The organism is Polaribacter reichenbachii, from assembly GCF_001975665.1.
Taxonomy (GTDB): Bacteria; Bacteroidota; Bacteroidia; order Flavobacteriales; family Flavobacteriaceae; genus Polaribacter; species Polaribacter reichenbachii.
The window spans coordinates 684956-708466 of sequence record NZ_CP019419.1 but is presented as its reverse complement, the minus strand read 5'-3'; the positions used below and the strand labels follow the sequence as shown (position 1 = coordinate 708466).

Below are 23511 nucleotides of genomic sequence, written 5' to 3'. Positions count from 1 at the left end.
AGATATGAAAGAAGGTTTAGCTGGAAAAATTGCAAAAGTCTTTATCGGATCGAAATTGACAGTATTGCTAATGATCGTTTTTATGGTGATTGGTGTGTACAGTTCTTTTTTAATTCCGAGAGAAGAAGAACCACAAATTGATGTGCCAATGGCAGATATTTTTGTAGGTTATCCAGGAGCAAGCCCTACAGAAGTTGAGAATAGAGTTGTAAAACCTTTAGAGAAATTAATTTCTAATATTAAAGGTGTAGAGTATGTGTATGCTACTGCTATGAATGAAAAAGCAATGGTAATTGTGCAGTTTTATGTGGGCGAAGATATAGAGCGTTCTTTTGTAAAATTATACAATGAGATAAACAAACATATGGATCAAATGCCTGCTGGCGTTACGTTTCCGTTGGTTAAAACACGTGCTATTGATGATGTGCCAATGTTGGGATTAACATTGTGGAGTGAAAACTACAGTGATTATCAATTAAGCCAAATGGGGCAAGAATTAGAAAGCGAAATTAAGAAAGTAAATGATGTTTCAATCACACATAAAATTGGTGGAAGAAACCGTCAATTAAGAGTGGTTTTAGACAAGGACAAATTAGCTGCAAGCGGATTGGATTTATTGTCGGTATCAGAAATGATAAAAGCCAATAATACACAATTAACATCGGGTAGTTTTGATAAAAATGATACTGAATTTTTAGTAAATACGGGTAAGTTTTTGGCTTCTGTAACAGATGTAGAAAATTTGGTAGTTGGTGTACAACAAAATCAGCCTATATATTTAAAACAAATTGCAAAAATTGTTGATGGACCAGAAATTCCACAAAATTATGTGTCTTTAGGTTTTGGAAAAGCAAGTGAAAAATCTGCTGAATATAAATCAGAATATCCAGCAGTTACTATTTCTGTTGCTAAGAGAAAAGGAGCAGATGCTATGAAAATTGCAGAAGTTATTTTAGATAAAGTAGATCATTTACGCACAACTTTAATTCCTGATGATGTGCACGTTGAAGTTACTAGAAATTATGGTGAAACTGCATCTCATAAAGTATCAGAATTATTATTACACCTTATTGGATCAATTTTCGCAGTAACACTTGTAGTTATGTTAGCTATGGGTTGGAGAGGAGGATTGGTTGTGTTTTTATCTGTGCCAATTACGTTTGCTTTAACACTGTTAAGTTACTACATGTTAGATTATACTTTAAACAGAATTACGCTTTTTGCTTTGGTTTTTGTAACAGGTATTGTGGTAGATGATTCCATTATTATTGCCGAAAATATGCACAGGCATTTTAAGATGAAACGCTTGCCTTTTAAACAGGCTGCTTTGTATGCAATTAACGAAGTTGGAAACCCAACAATATTGGCAACATTTACAGTAATTGCTTCTGTTTTACCAATGGCTTTTGTATCTGGTTTAATGGGTCCTTATATGGCGCCAATGCCAATTGGAGCATCAATTGCAATGATTTTATCATTATTTGTGGCGTTGACAATTACACCTTATTTAGGATATATTTTCTTAAGAGAAAAAGATAAAAAAGGTGCTGAGGAGAAAAAAGAAAAGCCTTTAGAAGAAACTTTAATTTATAGAATTTATAATAAATTAGAAAGACCTTTATTAGAAAACGGAACTAAAAGATGGTTGTTTTTAGGGGGTACATTTTTATTATTAATGGCAACTATGGTATTATTTGTTACCAACTCTGTTGCCGTAAAAATGTTGCCTTTTGATAATAAAAATGAGTTTCAAGTAGTAATTGATATGCCAGAAGGAACTACTTTAGAAAGAACAGGAGTGGTTACACAAGAAATTGCACAGTATTTATCTACAAGACCAGAAGTAGTAAATTATCAAAATTATGTGGGTACTTCTGCACCAATTACTTTTAATGGATTAGTTCGTCATTACGATTTACGTGGTGGCTCTAATATGGCAGATATTCAAGTGAATTTGGTTGATAAAGGCGAACGTGAAATTCAAAGTCACGGAATTGCAAAATTATTAAGACCAGAAATTCAAAAAATAGCAAAGAAATACAATGCAAACGTAAAATTAGTAGAAGTTCCACCTGGACCACCAGTTTTATCGACGATTGTTGCTGAAGTTTACGGGCCAGATTATAATAAACAAATTGAAATTGCGAATAGTGTTCAAGAAATTTTAAAAAACACAGACGATGTTGTTGATATTGATTGGATGGTTGAAGCAGATCAAAAAGAATATCAATTCGAAATTAACAAAGAAAAAGCAATGTTGTATGGTGTTGCTCCACAACAAATTGCATATACAATGAATATGGCTTTGTCTAACAGAGCAATTACAACTTTGTATGATGAAAATGCTGTAAATCAAGTTGGTTTGGTGTTGAGTTTAGATGAAAAAGAGAAATCTACCATTTCAGATATTTCCCAATTAAAAGTAAAATCTAAAATGGGGAATATGATTCCGATTGCAGATTTGGTTGAAATAAAAGAAACAATTGCAGCAAAAAGTATCTACAGAAAAAATCAAAAAAGAGTAGTTTATGTAATGGCAGATATGGCTGGAGAATTAGAAAGTCCTGCATACGCAATTTTAGGAATGGAAGAAAAATTAAATAAAATTGAACTACCAAAAGGATACAAATTAAATGAAATGTATTTAGGTCAGCCAGATTTTGAAGACAATTATACCGTGAAATGGGATGGAGAATGGCAAATTACTTTAGAAGTTTTTAGAGATTTAGGAATCGCGTTTTTAGGCGCTATTATCTTAATTTACATTTTAATTGTAGGTTGGTTTCAAAATTTTAAAGCACCAGTTGTTATGATGGTTGCAATTCCTTTATCGTTAATAGGGATTATTTTAGGACACTGGATTATGGGCGCATTTTTTACAGCAACATCTTTTATAGGAATGATTGCTTTAGCAGGAATTATGGTAAGAAATTCTGTTTTATTAATTGATTTTATCAACTTAAGATTAGAAGAAGGAGTGCCTTTAAAACAAGCGGCAATTGAAGCTGGAGCTGTAAGAACTACACCAATTTTATTAACTGCAGGGACAGTGGTAATTGGAGCATTTGTTATTTTGTTTGATCCAATTTTTCAAGGATTAGCAATCTCATTAATGGGAGGAACTATAGTTTCTACTGTCTTAACATTATTGGTTGTGCCATTGGTGTATTATATGATAGAAAAGAAGAATTATAAATAAAGAACTTTTCCCGCAGATTTTGCAGATTGGTCTAGAAAAGGTTTATAAAATTCTGCGAGAACATAAAAATATTTAAAATGAAATTAGTCTTAGTTACAGCAGTAGAAGAATATCAGAAAGATGTTTTAAGCATCTTTAAAAAAGCTAATATCGAAAATTTTAGCAGTTCAGATATAGATGGTTATAAAAATGTACCTACTATTTTAAAAGCTTCTAGTTGGTTTTCATCAGAAAAAAGTGGTAACGAATCTATATTATTTTTCTCTTTTACAGAAAAAGAAAAGATTGATGGTTTGTTTGTATTCATAGAAGAATTCAATAAAAATTTAAAAACAAATAATCCTTTAAAAGCGATTGTTTTACCAATAGAAAGATTTATATAAATAAAAAAAAGAATAGAAAATGTTAAATAAATATTTTAGAGTTATAGTTGGGTTTATGGTGTTGTTAACCGTTTTTCTTACTTACTATGTAAGTATAAATTGGTTGTGGTTTGGTGTATTTATTGGTATAAATATGATACAGTCTGCATTTACAAAATGGTGTCTTTTAGAAACTATTTTAATGAAATTGGGTATTAAAAAATAGGTGTAAATGTACAACATCAAATAAGCTAACTTTTAAAGTATAAGAGCTAAACTAGGTCTGGTTACAATATTAATTTTGGTTATGATAACAATAAACAAAAGAATTATGAAAATTAGACCTTATTTATCATTTGACGGAAACTGTCTACAGGCAGCCAACTTTTATACTTCAATTTTTGGAGGAAAAATAATAGAAAAAACAACCTACAAAGAAGCAAAAATTGATATTCCTGACCATTATTTAGAAAAAATTCAACATTTAGAAATAAAATCTAAAGGTTTTCATATTATGATGTATGATGCTTCTCCAGATACACCGCTTACAAATGGAAGTAATATGCATTTAGCAGTAGATTTTGATTCAGAAAAAGAATTAAACCAAGTTTTTGATCAATTAAGTAGCGCAGGTATTGTGCATACACCATTACAAGAAACCTCTTGGAATGCTATATATGGAAGATGTACTGATAAATACAATATCCATTGGATGCTAAATTTTAAAGCTTAAAAAATATAAGGCTATCTAGAAATAACTTTTTTAGATAGCTTTTTTTATTATTCTACAATCTTTTTGGGTTGTTCTTTAAGGTATTTTCTTGAGTAAGCTCTTGTAAAATGAGCTCCGTAAAATAAGATTAAACTAGTATAAGAAACCCAAAGCATTATTAAAATTATAGAACCTGCAGCACCATAAGTAGAACCTGGTTCTAACTCACTAAAATATATTGCTAATAAATATTTACCTACAACAAAAAGAATGGAAGTTAAAAGAGCACCAATTCTAACAGCTCGCCAAGGTATATTTGCGTTAGGTAAAACCTTAAACATAGCTGCAAAAATAAAATATATAGAAGCTAAAGAAATAAAAATATCTAAAGTAAAAATTGAGTTAACGACATCATTAGACAGAAAGCTTTTTAAATTTTTTTCAAAAGTGCTTAATAAGGATGTTAAAACTAAACTTATTAATAAGAGAAATACAATTATTAGAATAAAACCAAAGCTTTTTAATCTTACAAAAACAGTTTCTAAAACACCATTTTTAAATCTAGGTTTTGCATCCCAAATAGTATCTAAAATATTTTGTATTTGAAAAAACACACCAGAAGAACCATAAATTAAAGTTGAAATACCAATGATTGTAGTAAAAAATGAAGTTTTTTTATCACCATCATTAATCATCATTTGTTGTATTGTTTCTGCTGTTTCTGTACCAATAGCTTTAGAGATTTCATCTAAAATTTGCCCTTCTACAATCTCTTTCCCCCAAATAGATCCTACTAAATTAAAAATAATTATAATAAGTGCAGGCAACGATAATATGGCATAATAAGCAATAATTGCAGCTTTGTTAAAAGGAGCATCGTTAAACCAAGATTTAGCACTTGTAACTAATAATTCGGGTAAGTGTTTTAGTTTAAATTTTAATTTTATGTCTTTTTCTATTTTTTTTGTCATATAAAGCTAATTTAATGAATAAAAAAGGAGTACACTTTTAAAACACTTTGTATTTTGGTAAAAACAAAATTAATTTATCTTTAATAAAGATAAATGTATGCATATTTAAAATTGATTTTTTATTTTTATTTATTCTAAATAAAGAATTATATTTGCAATCTAATTATTACTAATGATTGTTTTTTATACATCCAAGAATTCGGTTATTTCTATAGAAAATACTTCAATATGCAACAGTGTTTGTACTTCTAATTGTATTAAACCAAAAAATAAATGTTGCAATAAATACAAGAAAAAGGGCGTTAATTGTAAAAGATGCCCTAAAGTTTTATTAGAAACTGCTTCTTAAACTTTTGCATTCGGGTTTAATTAAATAATTAATATCCTTACTTTTGTTTTTTAACATTTAAGCAATGAAGCATATAAAGGTTTGTTTCCTTTTTTTATCAATTCTATTTATTTTCAATTCTTGTGAAGAAAATGGGATTTTTTTTCCTGTTTATGAAAACAATGCTATTTTTCAAGCTACTTTTGATGGTGAAACCTTTTTAACAAGTGAAGCAAATTTTACAGTAGAAGGCGATGATCTTTTTATAAATGCCATAGATGTAACAACAAATGAGTCTTTTACATTAAGAGTTGATAATTACGATTTAGGTGTTTTTAGTTTCGAAGGCTTAAATACTGTAGCAACTTACGCAGAAAATGCGTCGAACTCTTCTGATGTTTGGACCACTTTTAGTGAGACTGCAAGTAGAGGTACCATAGATATTACGAATATAGATTATGTGTATAATACTATTTCTGGTAGTTTTAATTTTATAGGTAGAAACAGTATTTCTGGTAGTTCTAAAGCTTTTTTAAGTGGTACATTTAGTGAAATACCAAAAGGAGAATTCCCAATTGGGAATACAGATTTTTCTGCAAAAATTGATGGTTTTGAATATGAGGATATTAGTTTATTTGCCAACTTAGTTACAATTGGAAATAATAAACTAATTACTATTGATGCAAATAAAAGTGCTACAGAAAGCATTAGTTTAACAGTGCCTTACAATGTTGCTGTTGGCGAGTATGATTTTGGAACTTTTGCAGCACAAACTTACCCAACAGCGCAATATATAGTGAATGGGATAATTTATGAGGCAGATGGTAAAATTAGAATTATAAGTCATAATACGACGACTAATACTATATCTGGAACCTTTGAGTTTAGTGCAACTACATCTACATCAGCAAATAGTTTTTCAATTACTGAAGGTCAGTTTAAATTATCCTATTAAATAAAAATCCTACAAGATTATAAAAACCTTGCAGGATAAAATTGTAAGATAATTTTAGGTTACTATTTATTTTTTATACAATGGATCTGCCCCAATTGTACCATTTAAGCTTTCTAAATAAAACTTAGATTTAGACTGTTTATGTAGTTCTTGAACCTTTTCTAAACGCTTGTCAATTTCCATTTCAGCTACTAAATCTTTATTATCTAAATTAGATATAAATGCTTCTAAATAATCGATTTGACTTTTGTAAAACGCGATATCTTTTTCTTGTTTTAATTTTAATCTTTCTTTATACCAATCGCTGTTAATTACATAATCTCTATCTAAATATTTACGTAATTCAGGATCACTGATGTCTTTACCTTCATAATTTCCATAAGCCATTATGTGTAATAAAATTTGTAATGGTGGTATTGCAGCAGAAACACTTCCGTCTTCAAAATAGTTTAGGGCTACTTTTTGTTGTGCTTCACAAATGTTTTTTATTCCGTCTACAAAATCTTCTAAACCTTGTAATTCTGGTTTTAACATTCTTTCATTGAAAACAGCAGTTGGCTCATCAAAAATTCTATTTAAACATCTGTAAGAGAATTTTTTGGTAATTCTGTAACCTAGTCTACTCGCTAAAATTTGTTCGCCTTTATATTCAAAATCTTCTAGTTTTTCTAAAGCTCCTTTTTTAATTAAGTATTCAGGATCTCTATCTTTTGGTTCTAATCTTGCCCAAATTTCAGGAATTAATAAGCTTACATCATGGTCTATTTTATTTTCTGCGCCAACATAACCAGCAGCTGTACTAAAACCATTAGATTCTGTTAAGATATGAGATAACAATGCATTATTTAAATCTGATGTTGGTGTTAGCATATTAAATGGTGCTTTTGTTAAAGCTCCTTCAGAACCAGCGCCTGTTGTAGAAGGCGATTTACCTGTTAAACTACAAATAAAGTCCATGAATAATTCTGGAGTTTCTTGGTAATGAATAGGGTTGTAAACCGCTAAAGGTCTAATACCAGCTGCTTTATCTACAGGATTATTTCTTCTACCAGGTAAAACCGCATTTACTACATGATTTAAAGGCTCATTTAATTTAATTCTTCTTACCAAACGAACTCCAATATCAGCTAAATAACTAGCTTCTGTTTCTTTAATAAATTTATTAGGTTCTAAATAACGAGGGTTTTTAGTTGGCTCTCCATTTACTAATCTTGTATGAGATGGTACAGCAAAATATTCTTCATCTTTATCGCTTTTTGCAATACTTTCTATAAAATCTTGTACAGGTTTTGTGTATTTATCAAAGTTGATAGTGTCTTCGTATAACACAATTGCGTCTGCTTTCTTTAATAACTCATAATTAGTTAAAAAACGGCCTGGAGTTACTAAATCTAATTCAGCACCTTTATCATAACCTCTAACTACAGCCTCATCTGGTCTTTGAAATAAGTGAGCCTCACAGTTGGTAACTACTTTTAAACTTTTATTTGTAAATTCAGGGTTTAAGTTTTTAAGCGATTCTCTAGGTAAAGTTATTGAGGCAGAAATATCATCTTCGGTTTGAATTTTTTCGCAAGGAGAAAAATCAGAGCGCAATTTGTTCAACATCCAGTTGCCTTGTTGATTAAAACCAATTCTTACATAACTACCAACAACTGGTGTGTTATTATGTAATAAACCTGTTCCTTTTTTTCCGTTGATTATTTCTACAGACATATATTCTTTCCAGTTTAAAGAACCATGGGCTTGTCTGTACAAACGTTTTACAAATAATACTAAAGATCTAATATGAACAGGTATGTTTTTTAAGAATTCATTATATTCATCAGAGTTATGTTCAGATGGTGTTAATAATCTTACAGCAGAACTTAAAGTTCTTTTTTCACTTAAAAATGATCTAGAAATAGGTCTGTTTGGATCTTTAATTTTCCAACGATTAGAATATACATATTCAATAATTTCATCTGCTTTTTTAAAATCTTCTTCTATATTTTGGATGTTGAAATTACTATAAGTAATTGCATTTTGCATCGATTTAGAAATTTCAGATTTTCCACCACCAGAAACTGTACAAGGTTTATGACAAAAAACTCCTTCTGCAAAAGTGTCTACAATTCTCCATAGGTTTACAGATTTATGTTTTTCTAGTTTAAATTTATTTCCTGTTGGATGAACATATGTTTTAAAAGGAGATAATGTAAGTTTTTGCTTCTTGCTATTATGCATCCAAGTTATACTATTTGTATTTATATTAACATAAGAAAACTCAGGGATATAAATAATGTTAGGGTATTTTTTATCTACTGCATAATTTTCTGGCATAACCTCTATGCTATCGCCTAAAAGTTGTTTAACACCTTCAAATGTATGTTTAAAATTATGGAATTCAGAGTAGTCTTTACCATCTAAAGTATCTCCCATAACTCTTCTTGCAAAGGCAATTGCACCACCTGCATGTTCTTCTTCTACTAAACCAAATAAATTGGCAGAGTAGCTAATTTGTGTTTTTATTTCTTTTTTAGAGTATCCATAATAATTGTCTGCAATTAAAGTAATTACTACACCTCTTTCATCTCTACAAGTTATTTTAAAAGCACCACCATCATTATACAATTCGTTTTCATCTTTCCAGCACATACCGTCTTTTTTCTGACGTTCTGTAGCATCATCAAAATGAGGTAAACCAACTTCTTTCTTTTTAAGTTTTAATAACTGAGGAGCTAAAACAATACAACCTGTATGTCCTGTCCAATGTTCGGTATCTAAAGCAGCATCGTTTTGTGCTAAATTAGGATCGCCAGCATTACCAAAAATAGATTCTACAAAATCTAAATTACTCACTAAATTACCAGGCACAAAAAAGCGAACTTCTAAAGATTTTTCAGGAATTACTCCTTTTACTTCTGGGCAAACAGTTGGTCTTAACAACATAGAAGCCATTACTTTTGCTTTGTCTTTTTGGTCTGCAGTAAATGGTAATATTTTTAAATCATCAGAAGGATTAAATGCAGCGTTTAAAAAGTGAGCAAAAACTATTTTAGGTACTTCGAATTTATCTAATGGTACAGGTAAATCTCCTTCAACAATATGAAATGTACCTTTTGTGGTTCTTTTATCGTGTAAAGGATTATTTAAAATACCTTGTTTTATTCTGCTAGATGTTACTAAATCACTTTTAAAAGAATCACCATCTACAGGTAAACTAACTTCTCTAGCTTGTCCTTTTTTCGATAAGATTAAAGTATTATTAGGTACAGTAGTTGGTTTATCAATTTTGATATCTTTTAAATAATCATCTATAAAATTTTGAATTCTAGTGTCTACTGGTGAATGATAATTAGATAGTAATCTTGATTTTTCTTGTAAACTTTTTACTAGGCCACTTGTTAGTTCTTCAAACTTTGGATCTAAAAACTCGCCTTTAGTATCTTTAAAAGTTGGTTGACCTAATGAAGCTAATTGTAAGTTAATAAACTGCACAATGTCTTTTCTAGTTTCTTGCATGGTGTTTCACTTTTTAATGATTAGAATAATTTCTACAGCAAAACTATGGCATCATTTAGATAAAAAACCTGTCAAATGTCATATATCCAAAAAATTAACGAATACGTTATAGAAATTTTATTTAAAGGCATTTAAACCTGTTATATCTAATCCTGTTATTAATAAATGAATATCGTGAGTACCTTCGTAAGTAATAACACTTTCTAAATTCATTGAATGACGCATAATAGAATATTCACCAGAAATACCCATTCCGCCTAACATTTGTCTTGCTTCTCTTGCAATATTTATCGCCATTTTTACATTATTACGCTTTGCCATAGAAATTTGAGCAGAAGTAGCTTTGTCTTCGTTTCTAAGAACACCTAACCTCCAAGCTAATAATTGAGCTTTGGTAATTTCGGTAATCATTTCTGCTAATTTTTTCTGTTGTAATTGAAACTGCCCAATAGGTTTGCCAAATTGTAAACGCTCTTTACAATAGCGTAAGGCAGTATCATAACAATCCATAGCAGCACCAATTGCACCCCAAGCAATACCAAATCTTGCAGAATCTAAACAACCTAAAGGAGCACCTAAACCAGATTTGTTTGGTAATAGATTTTCTTTAGGCACTTTAACATTATCAAAAATTAATTCTCCTGTAGATGAAGCACGTAGAGACCATTTATTATGCGTTTCTGGAGTAGAAAAACCGTCCATACCACGTTCTACAATTAAACCGTGAATTCTACCTTCTTCGTTTTTTGCCCAAACCACAGCAATTTGTGCAAAAGGCGCATTAGAAATCCACATTTTGGCACCATTTAAGAGATAATGATCGCCCATATCTTTAAATTTGGTTTCCATTCCTGCAGGATTAGATCCGTGGTTAGGCTCTGTTAATCCGAAGCAACCCATCCATTCTCCAGAAGCTAATTTTGGTAAATATTTTTTGCGTTGTGCTTCATTTCCATACTTATAAATAGGATACATTACCAAAGAAGATTGCACAGAAGCCGTAGAACGCACACCAGAATCTCCACGTTCTATTTCTTGCATAATTAAACCATAAGAAATTTGGTCTAATCCAGCTCCACCATATTCTTCTGGTATATAAGGACCAAAAGCGCCAATTTCTGCTAAGCCATTTAGAATTTGAGTTGGGAATTCTGCTTTTTGAGCATATTCTTCTATAATAGGAGATACATCACGTTTTACCCAGCTTCTCGCAGTTTCTCTAACTAATTTGTGTTCATCAGTTAATAAATCATCTAAATTATAATAATCAGGAGCTTGGAATAAATCTGGTTTCATCTTTATTATTTGATATTAAAAAATCGTAAAATGTGTAAATTTTAACAAAAATATTGATTATTGTTTAATTTTGTAAATAAATGTTCAAAAAATAATTGTTAATTTACTTTTATAAAAATACTGAAATTTTGATTTTCTTTGTAGTAAAGGCTTAAAAAGTTATCCTTTTCAATTAAGTTTGTAGTAATGAAGTTTACCCTAGGAAAACAAGAGAGATTAAAAAGTAGAAAATTAATTGAAAAGCTATATAAAGAAGGTAATTCTGTAAAAGCTTTTCCGTTAAGAATGGTTTATCTTCAAACAGAACATACGTCAGATTTTCCAGCACAAGTGGGAGTTTCGGTTGCCAAAAGAAACTTTAAAAAAGCACCCGACAGAAATCGTTTAAAAAGATTAATGCGAGAAACCTATCGTTTACAGAAAGAAATTGTTTACGATAATTTAGAGAAACCCTATGTTTTTATGATTTCGTATATTGGTAAAGAAGAAAAATCTTATGACGAACTTTTTTCTAAAATGAATAAATTATTATATTTATTTATAGAAGAGGCGAAAAATAAAGAAAATGAGAAATCTTAAAATCAAAAAAAATACAATTATAGTTTTATTAGTTGCAACGGTTTTTATATCGTTTTCTTTTAAATCTAATTTTTTTGAAGTAGCTAAGCAAATTGAAATTTACAATTCTTTATTTAAGGAATTGAATATGTATTATATAGATGAAATTAATCCTGCAGATTTAACTGATAAAGTTATAAAAAACACCTTAAAAGATTTAGATCCGTATACTAATTTTTACAATGAGCAAGATGTAGAAGATGCTAGAATTAGAAGAGAAGGTGAATATGCAGGTATTGGAGTTTCTGTATTTTATACTCAAAATGGTATTCAATTAAAAGAGATTTACAAAGGTTTTTCTGCGGATAAAGCAGCGTTAAAAGCTGGTGATGTAGTTATTTCTGTAAATGGAGAATCGATTAAAAATATGGATAGAGATCAGCAATCTATGTTTTTAAAAGGCGCACCAGATACACAGTTATTGTTAGAAATTGAACGACAAGGAAAAATTATTAAAAAGGAATTAAAAAGAGAAAAAGTAGAAATAAATCCGGTTCCTTTTTTTAGTATGATAGATGACGAAACTGGTTATATTACCTTAACACGTTTTAATAACAAAGCTTCATCCGAAGTAAAAAAAGCGTTTAGTGCTTTAAAAAATGAAGGGATGAAAAAGCTGGTTTTTGACCTTAGATCAAATCCTGGAGGCTCTTTAATGGAGGCTATAAATATTTCAAACTTTTTTGTTGAGAAAGGAAAAACTATTGTAACTACTAAAGCGAAAACTAAAAAACTGAGTCAGACTTATAAAGGCACAAATGAACCTTTAGATTTAGAAATGCCAATTGTAGTTTTGGTAAACGGTAGTTCTGCATCTGCTTCAGAAATTGTGAGTGGTTCTTTACAAGACTATGATAGAGCTGTAATTATGGGTCAACGTTCTTTTGGTAAAGGATTAGTTCAACGTCAAAAAGAATTGACTTATGGTACGCAATTAAAGGTAACAATATCAAAATACCATACACCAAGTGGTAGGTGTATTCAAGAATTAGATTATACAAATAGAGATGATAAAACTGGCAAAGTTCCAAAATTTTCGGATCGTGGAATTAATGAGTTTAAAACAGAAAATGGACGTACAGTTTTTGATGGAGGAGGAGTAATGCCAGATATTGAAATAAAAGAATCTAAAAAAACAGAAGCTACAAAAAGCTTATTAAGATCTAAAGCTATTTTTAATTTTGCTACGGATTATTTTTATAAAAACACAAGCATTGCAGATGCAGAAAACTACGAATTTAAAAATACAGATTTTAAGCTATTCTCAGAATATTTAAAAAAGGACACTACATTTGTTGTGGAACAAGAGAAGTTGTTTAAAGAAGCTTTTTTATCATCTAAAAAAAATAATATTTCTAAAGAATATCATAAAATTAAAAACATTCTTTTAGAAGATAAAATAAATGAAGTTTCTAAAAATCAAGATGTTATTAATGCTTTGATAGAAGAAGAAATTTTAAAAAGATACTATTATAAAGAAGGTGTTTACAAACATAGTTTAAAGCAAGATAATACTATTTCTGAGGCTTTAAACTTGCTGAAAAATCAAGACAGATATAATCAAATTTTGTCTATTAATTAATTATATATTTGCTCAATAAATAAAATGCTAGATCCAAAAAACATAGAGAGAACAAGAGCCCAAGAATCTACAAATGCAATAGAAAAATTATATATTTCTATGCGTCATCTGTTTAGTAGAGGGTTTTATAAACCAATGGGAGTTTCAGGAGAAACTTTACGTAAATCTTTACTTTTATTAAGGCCAGAGATTTATGGCTCTATTGCAGAAGAAAAAATAGAGTTAGATGGTTTAGTTTATGTGATAGAAAGACTGCCTGAAGGTATAGAACAATGTCAGTTTATCAACTTAACAGCAGATGAAGGATATAAAAATTCTCATTTTGAAGCTATTATTCCACCAAAAAGAAGAAGAAATTGTTATAGAATAGACAAAGATCAAATGAATATTGAGATTACTAGAGGTAGATCTGAAATCTATGATATACTTACACATCTTACTTTTTTGTTCATTGAGTCTCATAAAATTCAAGAACGAGTTTCTTTAGATGAAGGCGAGAATTTTACCAGAGAATGGCTTCATTTAGAAGATGTTGTTTTACATCAAAAGAAAATATCAGAAAAAGAAATTGAAGTTTTAATTGTTCATTTAGGTAATATTTTAGGTAGAACTTTTGATGAGGTTTCAGAAATATATAGAATTTTTTCAACAGAAAAAAGACCTTATAAATTCTTCGATTTAATTTATTGGCTAGGTAAATTGGCTATTAAAGAAGTTTTTGAAGGCGATAAAAGAACCGTAACTTTTAGTTCTCTTTTAATTGAAGAAATTGGTCATCATATTTATGGCGAAATTTGGGCAAACGATATTAAACATATACTAAAAGAATACAATCTTCTTAGTAGACCAATACATATTATTAGTGCAAATATGCACAGTGTTTTAAATTCTATTTATGCCAAAGGTGCTTTACCAAAAGAAGCAGAAAACCATAAAGGATTTGAAATATTTCAATTATTAAGTAATGCAGATAGCAAGCCATTACAGAAAAAAGTAAAAGACTACGCTTCTGAAAATGGATTGATTTATGTAAAAGATACTTCTGGTACAAATATAAATGTACAAATAATTGACACTGATAAAATAAACTTTGATGTTTCATCGTTTCAAAAAGAAAACTCTTTAGATAAAAATCCTGTAATTATTGTAATGGATTACGCTTTTGGAGAGCAAGCCTATGAAACTATGGATGAATTATTGAAGCCTTATAATTCTAATAATGAGAAGATTCATTTAGATGTAGAATCTGTATCAATTATGGGTAAAGCAGGTATTTTAGAAGGAGGTAAAGGAGATATTATGATTCCTTCTGCACATATTTTTGAAGGAACAGCAGATAATTACCCATTTAAAAATGAATTAACCAAAGAAGATTTAGAAGATTTTGGTGTGCAAGTTTTTGATGGATCTATGATTTCGGTTTTAGGAACATCGCTTCAAAATAAAGATCTTTTAAAGTTTTTCCACGACTCAACTTGGAATGTGATTGGATTAGAAATGGAAGGAGCACATTACCAAAAAGCAATACAATCTGCTTCAAAAATTAGAGGAAATATATCAGAAAATGTAAAAGTTAGATATGCATATTACGCTTCAGATAATCCTTTAGAAACTGGAGCTACTTTAGCTTCTGGAGGTTTAGGGATGACAGGTGTAACGCCTACTTATGCAATTACGCAAAAAATACTAGAACAAATTTTTTAAATAAAATATAGCTACATTTTACAACCAAACTTAAAAAAAATGTCAACAAATACACAAAATAATAAGAACGAAGATGAAATTGATTTAGGTTCTTTATTTGTAATTATAGGAAAAGGTTTTTCTAGGCTTTTTAATTTTATTGGTAATATTTTTAAAGGTATATTTTATTTCTTTATTGAAGTTTTAATCTTTATAAAAGATAATGTAATTAAAATAGGAATTGCTGGTTTAGTTGGTTTAATAGCAGGAATATTTATAGAAGTAAAAAGCGATGACGCTTATGGTTCTGAATTGTTGGTAGAACCTAATTTTAATAGTGCTTTACAACTATACAATAATGTTAATTTTTATAATGATCTTGTAAAACAAAAGGATACTGCAACTTTAGCAAAAGTCTTTAACTTAAGTAAAGAATATGCTGCATCCTTAAAGGAATTTTCAATAGAACCTTTAAAAGTGGATATTGATAAAATTAATGCTTACAATGATTTAATTTTATCAGTAGATACTTTAACTATTAAAAGTTATGAGTTCGAAGATTTTAAAAAATCTTTTACAGATTACGATTATAAAGTACATAAAATATCTGTAGTTGCTACTAAAAACGATGTTTTTAATAAGTTAGATGATGTAATTATTTCTTCAGTTGTAAATAATAAATATTTTAACAGATTAAAAAAATTAACAAACGAAAACCTAAATAGAACAGATTCTTTATATCGCCAAAACCTAGAACAAATAGACTCTTTAAGAAGAGTGTATATGAGAGTTATGATAGAGGAAGCAAAAAAACAATCTACAGGAACTAGTATAGATTTAGGTGGTGAAAAAAGAACCACAAAAGAGCTTGAATTATTTGATGCAAATAGAAGAATAAATTCGGATTTGAAAAGTATTACAGAGGCTAAATCTAAAAAATATGAAGTGATCAATGTAATCTCTAATTTTCAAGAAATTGGATATGAAATTAAAGGAGTTACAAAAAATTATGCCTTTTTATTATTTTTATTAGGGGTAGGCACAATGATTGGTTTCCTTCTTTTAGCTAAGCTTAATAAATATTTAGACAACTATAAGTGATAAAAATGCAAACAGTTTTAATTACTGGAGGAGCAGGCTTTATTGGCTCAAACTTTATTCCATTTATTTTAAAGAAACATAAAAATTTAAGTGTAGTTAATTTAGATTTGTTGACTTATGCAGGAGATTTAGAGAACTTAAAAGAAGTTGAAGGCAATACAAACTACACTTTTATAAAAGGGGATATTTGCGATAGAAAATTGGTAGAAAGCTTGTTTAAGCAATACAACTTTACTAGTGTTATCCATTTTGCTGCAGAATCTCATGTTGACAATTCTATTCATAAACCTGATGCATTTGTAAGAACTAATGTTTTTGGTACTTTCAATGTCTTAGATGTTGCAAAAAAACATTGGATGGATGATTCTAATAACTATAAAAAAGAATTTAAAAATTCTAGATTTCATCATATTTCAACAGATGAAGTTTACGGTTCTTTAGGTGAAACAGGTTTTTTTACAGAAAAGACTCCTTATGCTCCCAATAGTCCTTATAGTGCTTCAAAAGCATCTTCAGATTTTTTGGTTAGAAGTTATTATCATACCTATGGCTTAAATGTAGTCACTACAAATTGCTCTAATAATTATGGACCAAAACAACATGATGAAAAGTTGATACCTACAATTATTAGAAAAGCACTTTCTGGAGAAAATATTCCTATTTATGGAGATGGAAAAAATATTAGAGACTGGCTTTATGTTTTAGATCATTGTAAAGGAATTGAGCTTGTTTATCATAATGGAAAAGCTGGAGAAACATACAATGTTGGTGGTAAAAATGAATATAATAATTTGTATATTGCTAATAAGATTTGTAGTGTTTTAGATAATGTTATTCCTAAAAAAAACTCATATAAAAATCAGATTACATTTGTTAAAGATAGGTTAGGTCATGATTTCAGGTATGCAATTGATGCTACCAAAATAGAAAATGAATTAGGTTGGAAAGCAGATGAAAATTTTGATGAAGGTATAAAAAAAACGATACATTCGTATCTAAAGAAATATAACTAATGAAAGGAATAGTTTTAGCTGGTGGATCTGGAACAAGATTATACCCAATCACTATTGCAGTGAGTAAACAATTATTACCAGTTTATGATAAGCCTATGATTTATTATCCCATATCTACACTTATTTCAGCAGGAATTTGGGAAATATTAATCATTACGACCCCGAAAGATTTACCTGTTTTTAAAAAACTACTAGGAGATGGTAGCCAATTAGGATGTAGTTTCGTGTATAAAGAGCAAAAACGACCTAATGGTTTGGCAGAAGCATTTATTATAGGAGAAGATTTTATAGGCAATGAAAAGGTGGCGCTTATTTTAGGAGATAATATTTTTTATGGTACTGGTTTAGCAAAATTATTAAAGAAAAACAAAAATACTAAAGGAGGTATGGTTTATGCTTATCACGTAAATGATCCAGAACGATATGGAGTTGTAGAATTTGATGAAAATCAAAATGTAATTTCTTTAGAAGAAAAACCTGTGGTAGCTAAATCTAATTATGCTATACCAGGAATTTATTTTTATGATAATTCGGTTGTTGAAATTTCAAAAAGTTTAGAGCCTAGTATTAGAGGAGAACTAGAAATTACTGATATAAATAAAGTTTATTTAGCCCAAGGTAAATTGAAGGTTTCAATTTTAGATACAGGTACAACTTGGTTAGATACAGGTACTTTTAATTCATTAATGTTAGCTGGTCAATTTGTACAGGCAATAGAAGAGCGTCAAGGGTTAAAAATCGGTTCTTTAGAAGAGGCAGCTTTTAAAGCAGGGTTTATTAGTAAAATTGAAATGGAGAAATTAGCGATTGGTTTTTTGAAAAGTGGATATGGAAAAAACTTACTAAAACATAATGAAAATAACTAAAACTAATTTGGATGGGTGTTTTGTTATAGAACCTGAGGTTTTTGGAGATACAAGAGGTAGTTTTTTTGAAAGTTTTAATCATAAAACTTTTGAAAAAAAAACAGGCTTAAATATAAGTTTTGTACAAGATAACCAATCTATATCTCAAAAGGGGGTTTTAAGGGGGCTTCATCAACAAATAGGAGAATTTGCACAGGCAAAGTTAATAAGAGTTATAAAGGGTAAAGTTTTAGATGTAGTTGTTGATGTTAGAAAGGAGTCCATAACTTTTGGAAAACATTTTTCTATAGAACTTACAGGAGAGAATAATAAGCAACTTTTTATCCCAAAAGGGTTTCTTCATGGTTTTATAACCTTAGAAGATGATACTTTTTTTACTTATAAATGCGATAATTATTATAATCCAGAAAGTGAGTTTGGAATTATCTATAATGACTCTACTTTGGGTATTGATTGGGTATTATCTGAAAGTGAAATTAATTTGTCTGAGAAAGATAAAAGTCTAAATACATTTAATTCATTTATTAAAATAAAAAATAGTGAAATACATTAAGCCTAAAATAATAGCAGAGATTGGATGCAATCATAAAGGAGAATTTGATATTGCCATAGAGCTACTTAAGTTAGCTAAAGAATGTGGTGCAGATGTTGCCAAATTTCAAAAAAGAAATAATAAAGAATTATTGACAGAAGAGCAATATAATTCGCCTCACCCAAATCAATCTAATTCTTATGGAGATACTTATGGGGCTCATAGAGAGTTTTTAGAATTTTCTTTGGATCAACATAAAAAACTAAAAGAGTATTGTGATTCTATAGATTTAGAATATTCAACATCTGTTTGGGATGTAACTTCAGCAAAAGAAATGATTACTTTTAAACCGAATTTATTAAAAGTACCATCAGCTTGTAATAATCACTTTGAAATGTTAGAAGTTTTAAGAGATGAATTTAAAGGAGAAGTTCATTTATCTTTCGGGATGACAACACAAGAAGAAGAAAGAAAAGTAATTGAATTCTTCGAAGAAAAAAATGATGCTAAAGATAGACTTGTTATATACTCTTGTACTTCTGGCTATCCTGTTCCTTTTAAGAATGTTTGTCTTTTAGAAATTACTAGACTCATAAATAAATATCAAGATAGAGTTAAAGCAATAGGATTTTCTGGGCATCATTTAGGAATTGCAATAGATAATGCAGCTGTAGCTATAGGAGCAACTTGGGTTGAGAGACATTTTACAAAAGACAGAACTTGGAAAGGGACTGATCATGCAGCTTCATTAGAGCCTGTAGGTTTAAGAAAATTATGTAGAGATTTAAATGCTACTTATACATCTTTGACCTACAAAGATTCTGAAATTTTAGAAATAGAACAAGTTCAGAGAGATAAACTTAAGTATAGAAAATAATGAAAACAGTAGCTTTTATACCTGTACGTGAAGGCAGTAAGTCTATTTCTTTAAAGAATATTAAACCTTTTTGCGGAAAACCTCTTATTTATTGGTCTTTAAAAGCAGCTGTTGAAACAGCTGAAATTGATGAAGTTGTAGTTGCAACAGATAGTTTGGTAATTAAAGATACAGTAAAATCTTTTTCATTTGATAAAGTATCAATTTATGATAGAGATAAACTTAATGCGCAAGATTCATCACCAACTGAAAGTGTTATGCTAGAATATTTATCAAAATCTAATTTAAGTACAACAGATAATTTTATATTAATTCAAGCAACATCTCCTTTACTTAGCAATAAAAATTTAAGTGAGGGTTTTAACCTTTTAAAGAAAAATGACTCAGTATTATCATGTGTTAGAAGTAAACGATTTTTCTGGAATGAAAAAGGAAAACCTTTAAACTATGATTATAAAAATAGACCAAGGAGGCAAGATTTTGATGGGCTTTTAATGGAAAATGGGGCATTTTATATAAATTCAGTTCATAATATTTTAGAAAATAAAAATAGAATTTCAGGAAAAATAGGTGTTTCAATAATGCCTGAGTATACTGCTGTTGAAATAGATGAAGAAGATGATTGGATTATTGCAGAGTCTCTTATGAAAAGGTTTATTTTAAAAAGCCAAAATAAAAAAAGCGTAAAGCTAGTTCTTACTGATGTTGATGGAGTTTTAACAGACGCAGGTATGTATTACTCCGAAAAAGGAGATGAGTTAAAAAAATTCAATACTAGAGATGGTAAAGCTTTTGAATTGCTAAGAAAAGCAAATATTAAAACAGGAATTATTACTTCTGAAAACACCAAAATTGTAGAACGTAGAGCAAAAAAACTTAAAGTAGATTATTTATTTCAGGGTAAAGAGCATAAAGGAAAACTATCAGCAGCGCTGGATATTTGTAAAAAAATAAACATAAGTTTAAGTGATGTAGCTTACATTGGTGATGACCTTAATTGTTATGAACTACTTTCTAATGTTGGATTTGCAGCTTGCCCCTGTGATGCAGTAGAAAAGGTTAAGTCCATACCAAGTATACAAATACTAAATTGTAGAGGAGGTGAAGGTGTTTTTAGAGAATTTGTAGATAGTTTTCTTATTAATTAAGAGAATAAAATTTCAAGAAACGTATTCACAATTCTATTTAGTTATACCATTGAGTAATTAATAAAACTTTAAAATAAGTTGAAAATTAAAAAAAAAATTATAAAAAAATGGAATAATATTAGTTACATGTATACTAATGGTTATTTAAAAACACTTCCTGAGTCTTTTGTAAACAATATATCTCCAGTTTTTGTGCCAAGAAAGATTAAATTAATAATTAAAGATATAATAGCTGATATTTTAAGAAGTTGGAGAAGAACAGTTATTTCAGATTCTAAAGTTTGGTTTTTAGTTCTTACTCAAAACAATGTAGATGCTTTAAAAAAAATACAAGAAGATGTACCTAATTCTATTTTTGTTTCTTTTTATCGTTTTCGTTCAAAAGTTAATGTTAAAGTTTCGTATTATTATTTAAATAGAAGATTTTTATATAATATTATTTATCCTATTAAATGGTTAGTTTATTTAACAGAAAACAAGAAGAAAGCTCTTCGATATTTCGATTTACTGTTTACAGTAAATGGGACATATGAAGAAAGTGTAAGGCTTCTAAAAAAAAGTAAACCTAAAGCAATTGTTTTTACCAATGATCATCTTATAATTGCTAGATCATTATTATTAGCTGCAAATGACTTAGGAATTAAAACCTATTATGTTCAACATGCTTCTGTATCTGCTCATTTCCCTCCTTTAGAATTTACTTACGCATTATTAGATGGAAAAGATGCCTTGTTGAAATATAAAAAAAGTGGTCCTGTTAAATCTCAAGTCCAACTTGTTGGAATGACAAAGTTTGATGATTATATTGATCAAGTTAATAATAACAACAAAGTAGAAACATTAGGTATTGCATTTAATATGGGAGACCAAATTGATGACGTGAAAAAATGCATTGAGAAAATTAAATCTGAACATTCAGATTTGAAAATTATAGCTAGACCTCATCCTGCAGAGAAACGAAACTTAGCACTATTAAATAATGTTACTTTGTCTAAACCTTCTGTAGAAAGTGCTTTTGATTTTATTAAATCAATTGATTGTCTAATTTCTGGAGATTCTTCCATTCATTTGGAAGCAGTATTGTTAAATGTTTTTGCTTGTTACTATAATTTTACAAAGAGTAAACGATTTGACTTTTATGGATATGTTGAAAATGGATTGTTAAAACATTATAAAACGATTGAAGATTTAAATATAGAATTAGGTAAATTAAAAATTTTTAAACCTAATGTACAATCAAAATCAAATTTCTATAATGCAGCAATTGGTTCTGAGTTTTATGGAAAGTCAACTATAAAAATATCTAAGTTTATACAAGACACTATAAAGAGTTGAAATGGCCAATAAAATTTTAGTTAATTCAGGAATTTATAGTATTCTTAATCTATTACAAAAAGGGATTAATTTTTTGTTAGTTCCAATACTAACTTCTTATTTAACTACATACGATTATGGGGTTGTAGCTGTTGTTACTGCAGTAAGTGCCTTTTTAAATGTATTTTATTTATTGTCTTTAAACGGTTGTCTTAATAGGTTTTATTACGAGTATAAAGATGATGTCGAAAAAGTTAAAAAGTTATTTGGTACAATTGTTACTTTTGTATTTTTATTTAGTTTCTTACTTACTATTGTTCTTTTTCTTGGGCATAAATATCTAATCGACCCATTTTTAGATAATGTAAGTTTTTTCCCTTTTATGTTAATAGGGATGATTTCTATTTTATTTAATCCAGTATACACCATTTTTCAAAATACTTTACAAGCTCGTCAAGAAGGTAAGAGATTTGGTAAGAACAATTTAATGTTTTTTACAACAAACCTTTGTTTTCTTTTAATTAGTGTTACTTTGTTAAATTTGGGAGCAAAAGGGGTTTTAGGTTCATTGGCTTTAACAAATATTATCTTTTTTATCTATACAATTTCTAGGTTTGGAAAAGACATTACAATTGGGATCGACATTTCAATTTTAAGAGAGTCTATTAAATATTCATTACCCCTTGTACCACATTCACTTTCTGGAGTAGTAACAACCATTATTGATAGATTGTTTATAAATAATATGTTGTCTACATCATTAACAGGGATATATCATCTTGGGAATACCTTTGGAGGAGTTGTTTTTTTATTAGCCTCTGGGGTTAATCAAGCATTTGTTCCATGGTTTAATGAACAAGCAAAATTACAGAAGTATAATGGAATTCCTAGAATTGCAAAAGTATTGGTTTTTTTATATTGCATTATTGCTCTTGGTTTATCTTTTTTTGGAAAGAATATTATTTTTATAATCACTCCTGAAGTATATCATCAAGGTTGGAAAGTTATTCCTTATATATCTTTTGCCTTCGTTTTTCATAGTGTATATTATTTCTTTTCAACCCCGCTTTTCTATAATATTGAAAAAAAAGGAAGTAGAGTTTTGCCTTTTTTTACAATTTTTTCTGCTATAGTAAATATTATACTTAATTATTTTTTAATTAAAGAATATGGATTTTTAGGAGCAGCCATAGCAACTTTAATTACTAAATTTGTTTTAGTAACTAGCTTAAGTAGAGTTTACAAAAAGTTTGTAAAAATTGATTATTCGAGTATAATTATGTTATTGGTTCCTTGGTTATATTTTATTATTTCTTTGATAGTGTTTTATGATTTTGAAACAAGTGAAATAATGGTTAAGATTTTAATTTATAGTTTGGTTTTGATTGTAACATTTTTCTATTTGAAAAAAGATATATTAAATTTATTAAAAAAGGATTTAGTCTAAAAT

General features: G+C 28.9%; 19 protein-coding genes. 16 read left to right on the top strand and 3 right to left on the bottom strand.

Translation table 11 applies throughout. From position 1 onward, the window contains the following. Window positions 1-4 precede the first annotated feature (4 nt). The 4 genes from BW723_RS03100 to BW723_RS03085 all read left to right on the top strand — a co-directional run bounded on the left by BW723_RS03100 (window position 5) and on the right by BW723_RS03085 (window position 4294). Window positions 5-3199 carry an efflux RND transporter permease subunit gene (locus BW723_RS03100; protein WP_068362431.1) on the top strand — a complete coding sequence of 1065 codons (3195 nt, stop codon included), beginning with the start codon at window positions 5-7 and terminating at the stop codon, window positions 3197-3199. Between the two features lie 77 nt (window positions 3200-3276). After that, window positions 3277-3582, top strand: coding sequence for a hypothetical protein (locus BW723_RS03095; protein WP_068362433.1), 306 nt, complete (start codon window positions 3277-3279; stop codon window positions 3580-3582). A gap of 19 nt (window positions 3583-3601) precedes the next feature. Further along, window positions 3602-3787, top strand: a complete 186-nt coding sequence (locus BW723_RS03090) for a YgaP family membrane protein (protein WP_068362434.1) — start codon at window positions 3602-3604, stop codon at window positions 3785-3787. A gap of 81 nt (window positions 3788-3868) precedes the next feature. Beyond that, window positions 3869-4294: a VOC family protein gene (locus BW723_RS03085; RefSeq protein WP_226789212.1), complete on the top strand. Its 426-nt coding sequence runs from the start codon at window positions 3869-3871 to the stop codon at window positions 4292-4294. Window positions 4295-4341: 47 nt separating this feature from the next. Here the strand turns inward: BW723_RS03085 and BW723_RS03080 are convergent, their stop codons facing one another. After that, window positions 4342-5244, bottom strand: a complete 903-nt coding sequence (locus tag BW723_RS03080; protein WP_068362439.1) for a YihY/virulence factor BrkB family protein — start codon at window positions 5242-5244, stop codon at window positions 4342-4344. Window positions 5245-5657: 413 nt separating this feature from the next. Between BW723_RS03080 and BW723_RS03075 the strand changes: the two genes are divergently transcribed. Next, window positions 5658-6527: a DUF6252 domain-containing protein gene (locus BW723_RS03075; protein WP_068362442.1), complete on the top strand. Its 870-nt coding sequence runs from the start codon at window positions 5658-5660 to the stop codon at window positions 6525-6527. A 66-nt stretch (window positions 6528-6593) separates the two neighbouring features. Here the strand turns inward: BW723_RS03075 and BW723_RS03070 are convergent, their stop codons facing one another. Both BW723_RS03070 and BW723_RS03065 read right to left on the bottom strand, forming a co-directional pair. After that, the gene (locus tag BW723_RS03070; RefSeq protein WP_068362444.1) at window positions 6594-10031 is read right to left on the bottom strand and encodes a PPi-type phosphoenolpyruvate carboxykinase family protein; all 3438 of its coding nucleotides are present in this window, start codon (window positions 10029-10031) and stop codon (window positions 6594-6596) included. Between the two features lie 117 nt (window positions 10032-10148). Further along, a complete protein-coding gene (locus tag BW723_RS03065; protein ID WP_068362451.1) occupies window positions 10149-11327 on the bottom strand; it encodes an acyl-CoA dehydrogenase family protein in 1179 nt (392 codons plus the stop codon). A 186-nt stretch (window positions 11328-11513) separates the two neighbouring features. Here BW723_RS03065 and rnpA point away from each other — a divergent pair, with 186 nt between their 5' ends. The 11 genes from rnpA (at window position 11514) to BW723_RS03010 (ending at window position 23508) form a co-directional block, all read left to right on the top strand. Then, a complete protein-coding gene (gene rnpA / locus BW723_RS03060) occupies window positions 11514-11906 on the top strand; it encodes a ribonuclease P protein component (RefSeq protein WP_068362453.1) in 393 nt (130 codons plus the stop codon). Beyond that, window positions 11893-13527, top strand: coding sequence for a S41 family peptidase (locus BW723_RS03055; protein ID WP_068362456.1), 1635 nt, complete (start codon window positions 11893-11895; stop codon window positions 13525-13527). Before rnpA ends, BW723_RS03055 begins: the two co-directional genes overlap by 14 nt. Window positions 13528-13551: 24 nt before the next feature. Further along, window positions 13552-15231, top strand: coding sequence for a DUF6909 family protein (locus BW723_RS03050; protein WP_068362458.1), 1680 nt, complete (start codon window positions 13552-13554; stop codon window positions 15229-15231). A gap of 39 nt (window positions 15232-15270) precedes the next feature. Continuing rightward, window positions 15271-16311 carry a hypothetical protein gene (locus BW723_RS03045; RefSeq protein WP_068362462.1) on the top strand — a complete coding sequence of 347 codons (1041 nt, stop codon included), beginning with the start codon at window positions 15271-15273 and terminating at the stop codon, window positions 16309-16311. 5 nt (window positions 16312-16316) lie between these two features. After that, the gene (gene rfbB / locus BW723_RS03040; protein ID WP_068362465.1) at window positions 16317-17324 is read left to right on the top strand and encodes a dTDP-glucose 4,6-dehydratase; all 1008 of its coding nucleotides are present in this window, start codon (window positions 16317-16319) and stop codon (window positions 17322-17324) included. Further along, on the top strand, window positions 17324-18190 hold the full coding sequence (gene rfbA / locus BW723_RS03035) for a glucose-1-phosphate thymidylyltransferase RfbA (protein ID WP_068362467.1): 867 nt from the start codon (window positions 17324-17326) through the stop codon (window positions 18188-18190). Before rfbB ends, rfbA begins: the two co-directional genes overlap by 1 nt. After that, complete coding sequence (gene rfbC, locus BW723_RS03030) at window positions 18177-18743, top strand: dTDP-4-dehydrorhamnose 3,5-epimerase (RefSeq protein WP_068362470.1); 567 nt, start codon at window positions 18177-18179, stop codon at window positions 18741-18743. The genes rfbA and rfbC overlap by 14 nt, the downstream gene beginning before the upstream one ends. Next, window positions 18727-19599, top strand: coding sequence for an N-acetylneuraminate synthase family protein (locus tag BW723_RS03025; protein WP_068362474.1), 873 nt, complete (start codon window positions 18727-18729; stop codon window positions 19597-19599). Before rfbC ends, BW723_RS03025 begins: the two co-directional genes overlap by 17 nt. After that, the gene (locus BW723_RS03020; protein ID WP_068362477.1) at window positions 19599-20747 is read left to right on the top strand and encodes an acylneuraminate cytidylyltransferase; all 1149 of its coding nucleotides are present in this window, start codon (window positions 19599-19601) and stop codon (window positions 20745-20747) included. The genes BW723_RS03025 and BW723_RS03020 overlap by 1 nt, the downstream gene beginning before the upstream one ends. 78 nt (window positions 20748-20825) lie before the next feature. Beyond that, window positions 20826-22082, top strand: a complete 1257-nt coding sequence (locus BW723_RS03015) for a hypothetical protein (protein ID WP_068362479.1) — start codon at window positions 20826-20828, stop codon at window positions 22080-22082. Window position 22083: 1 nt separating this feature from the next. Beyond that, complete coding sequence (locus tag BW723_RS03010; RefSeq protein ID WP_068362483.1) at window positions 22084-23508, top strand: lipopolysaccharide biosynthesis protein; 1425 nt, start codon at window positions 22084-22086, stop codon at window positions 23506-23508. The last annotated feature ends 3 nt before the right edge of the window (window positions 23509-23511 follow it).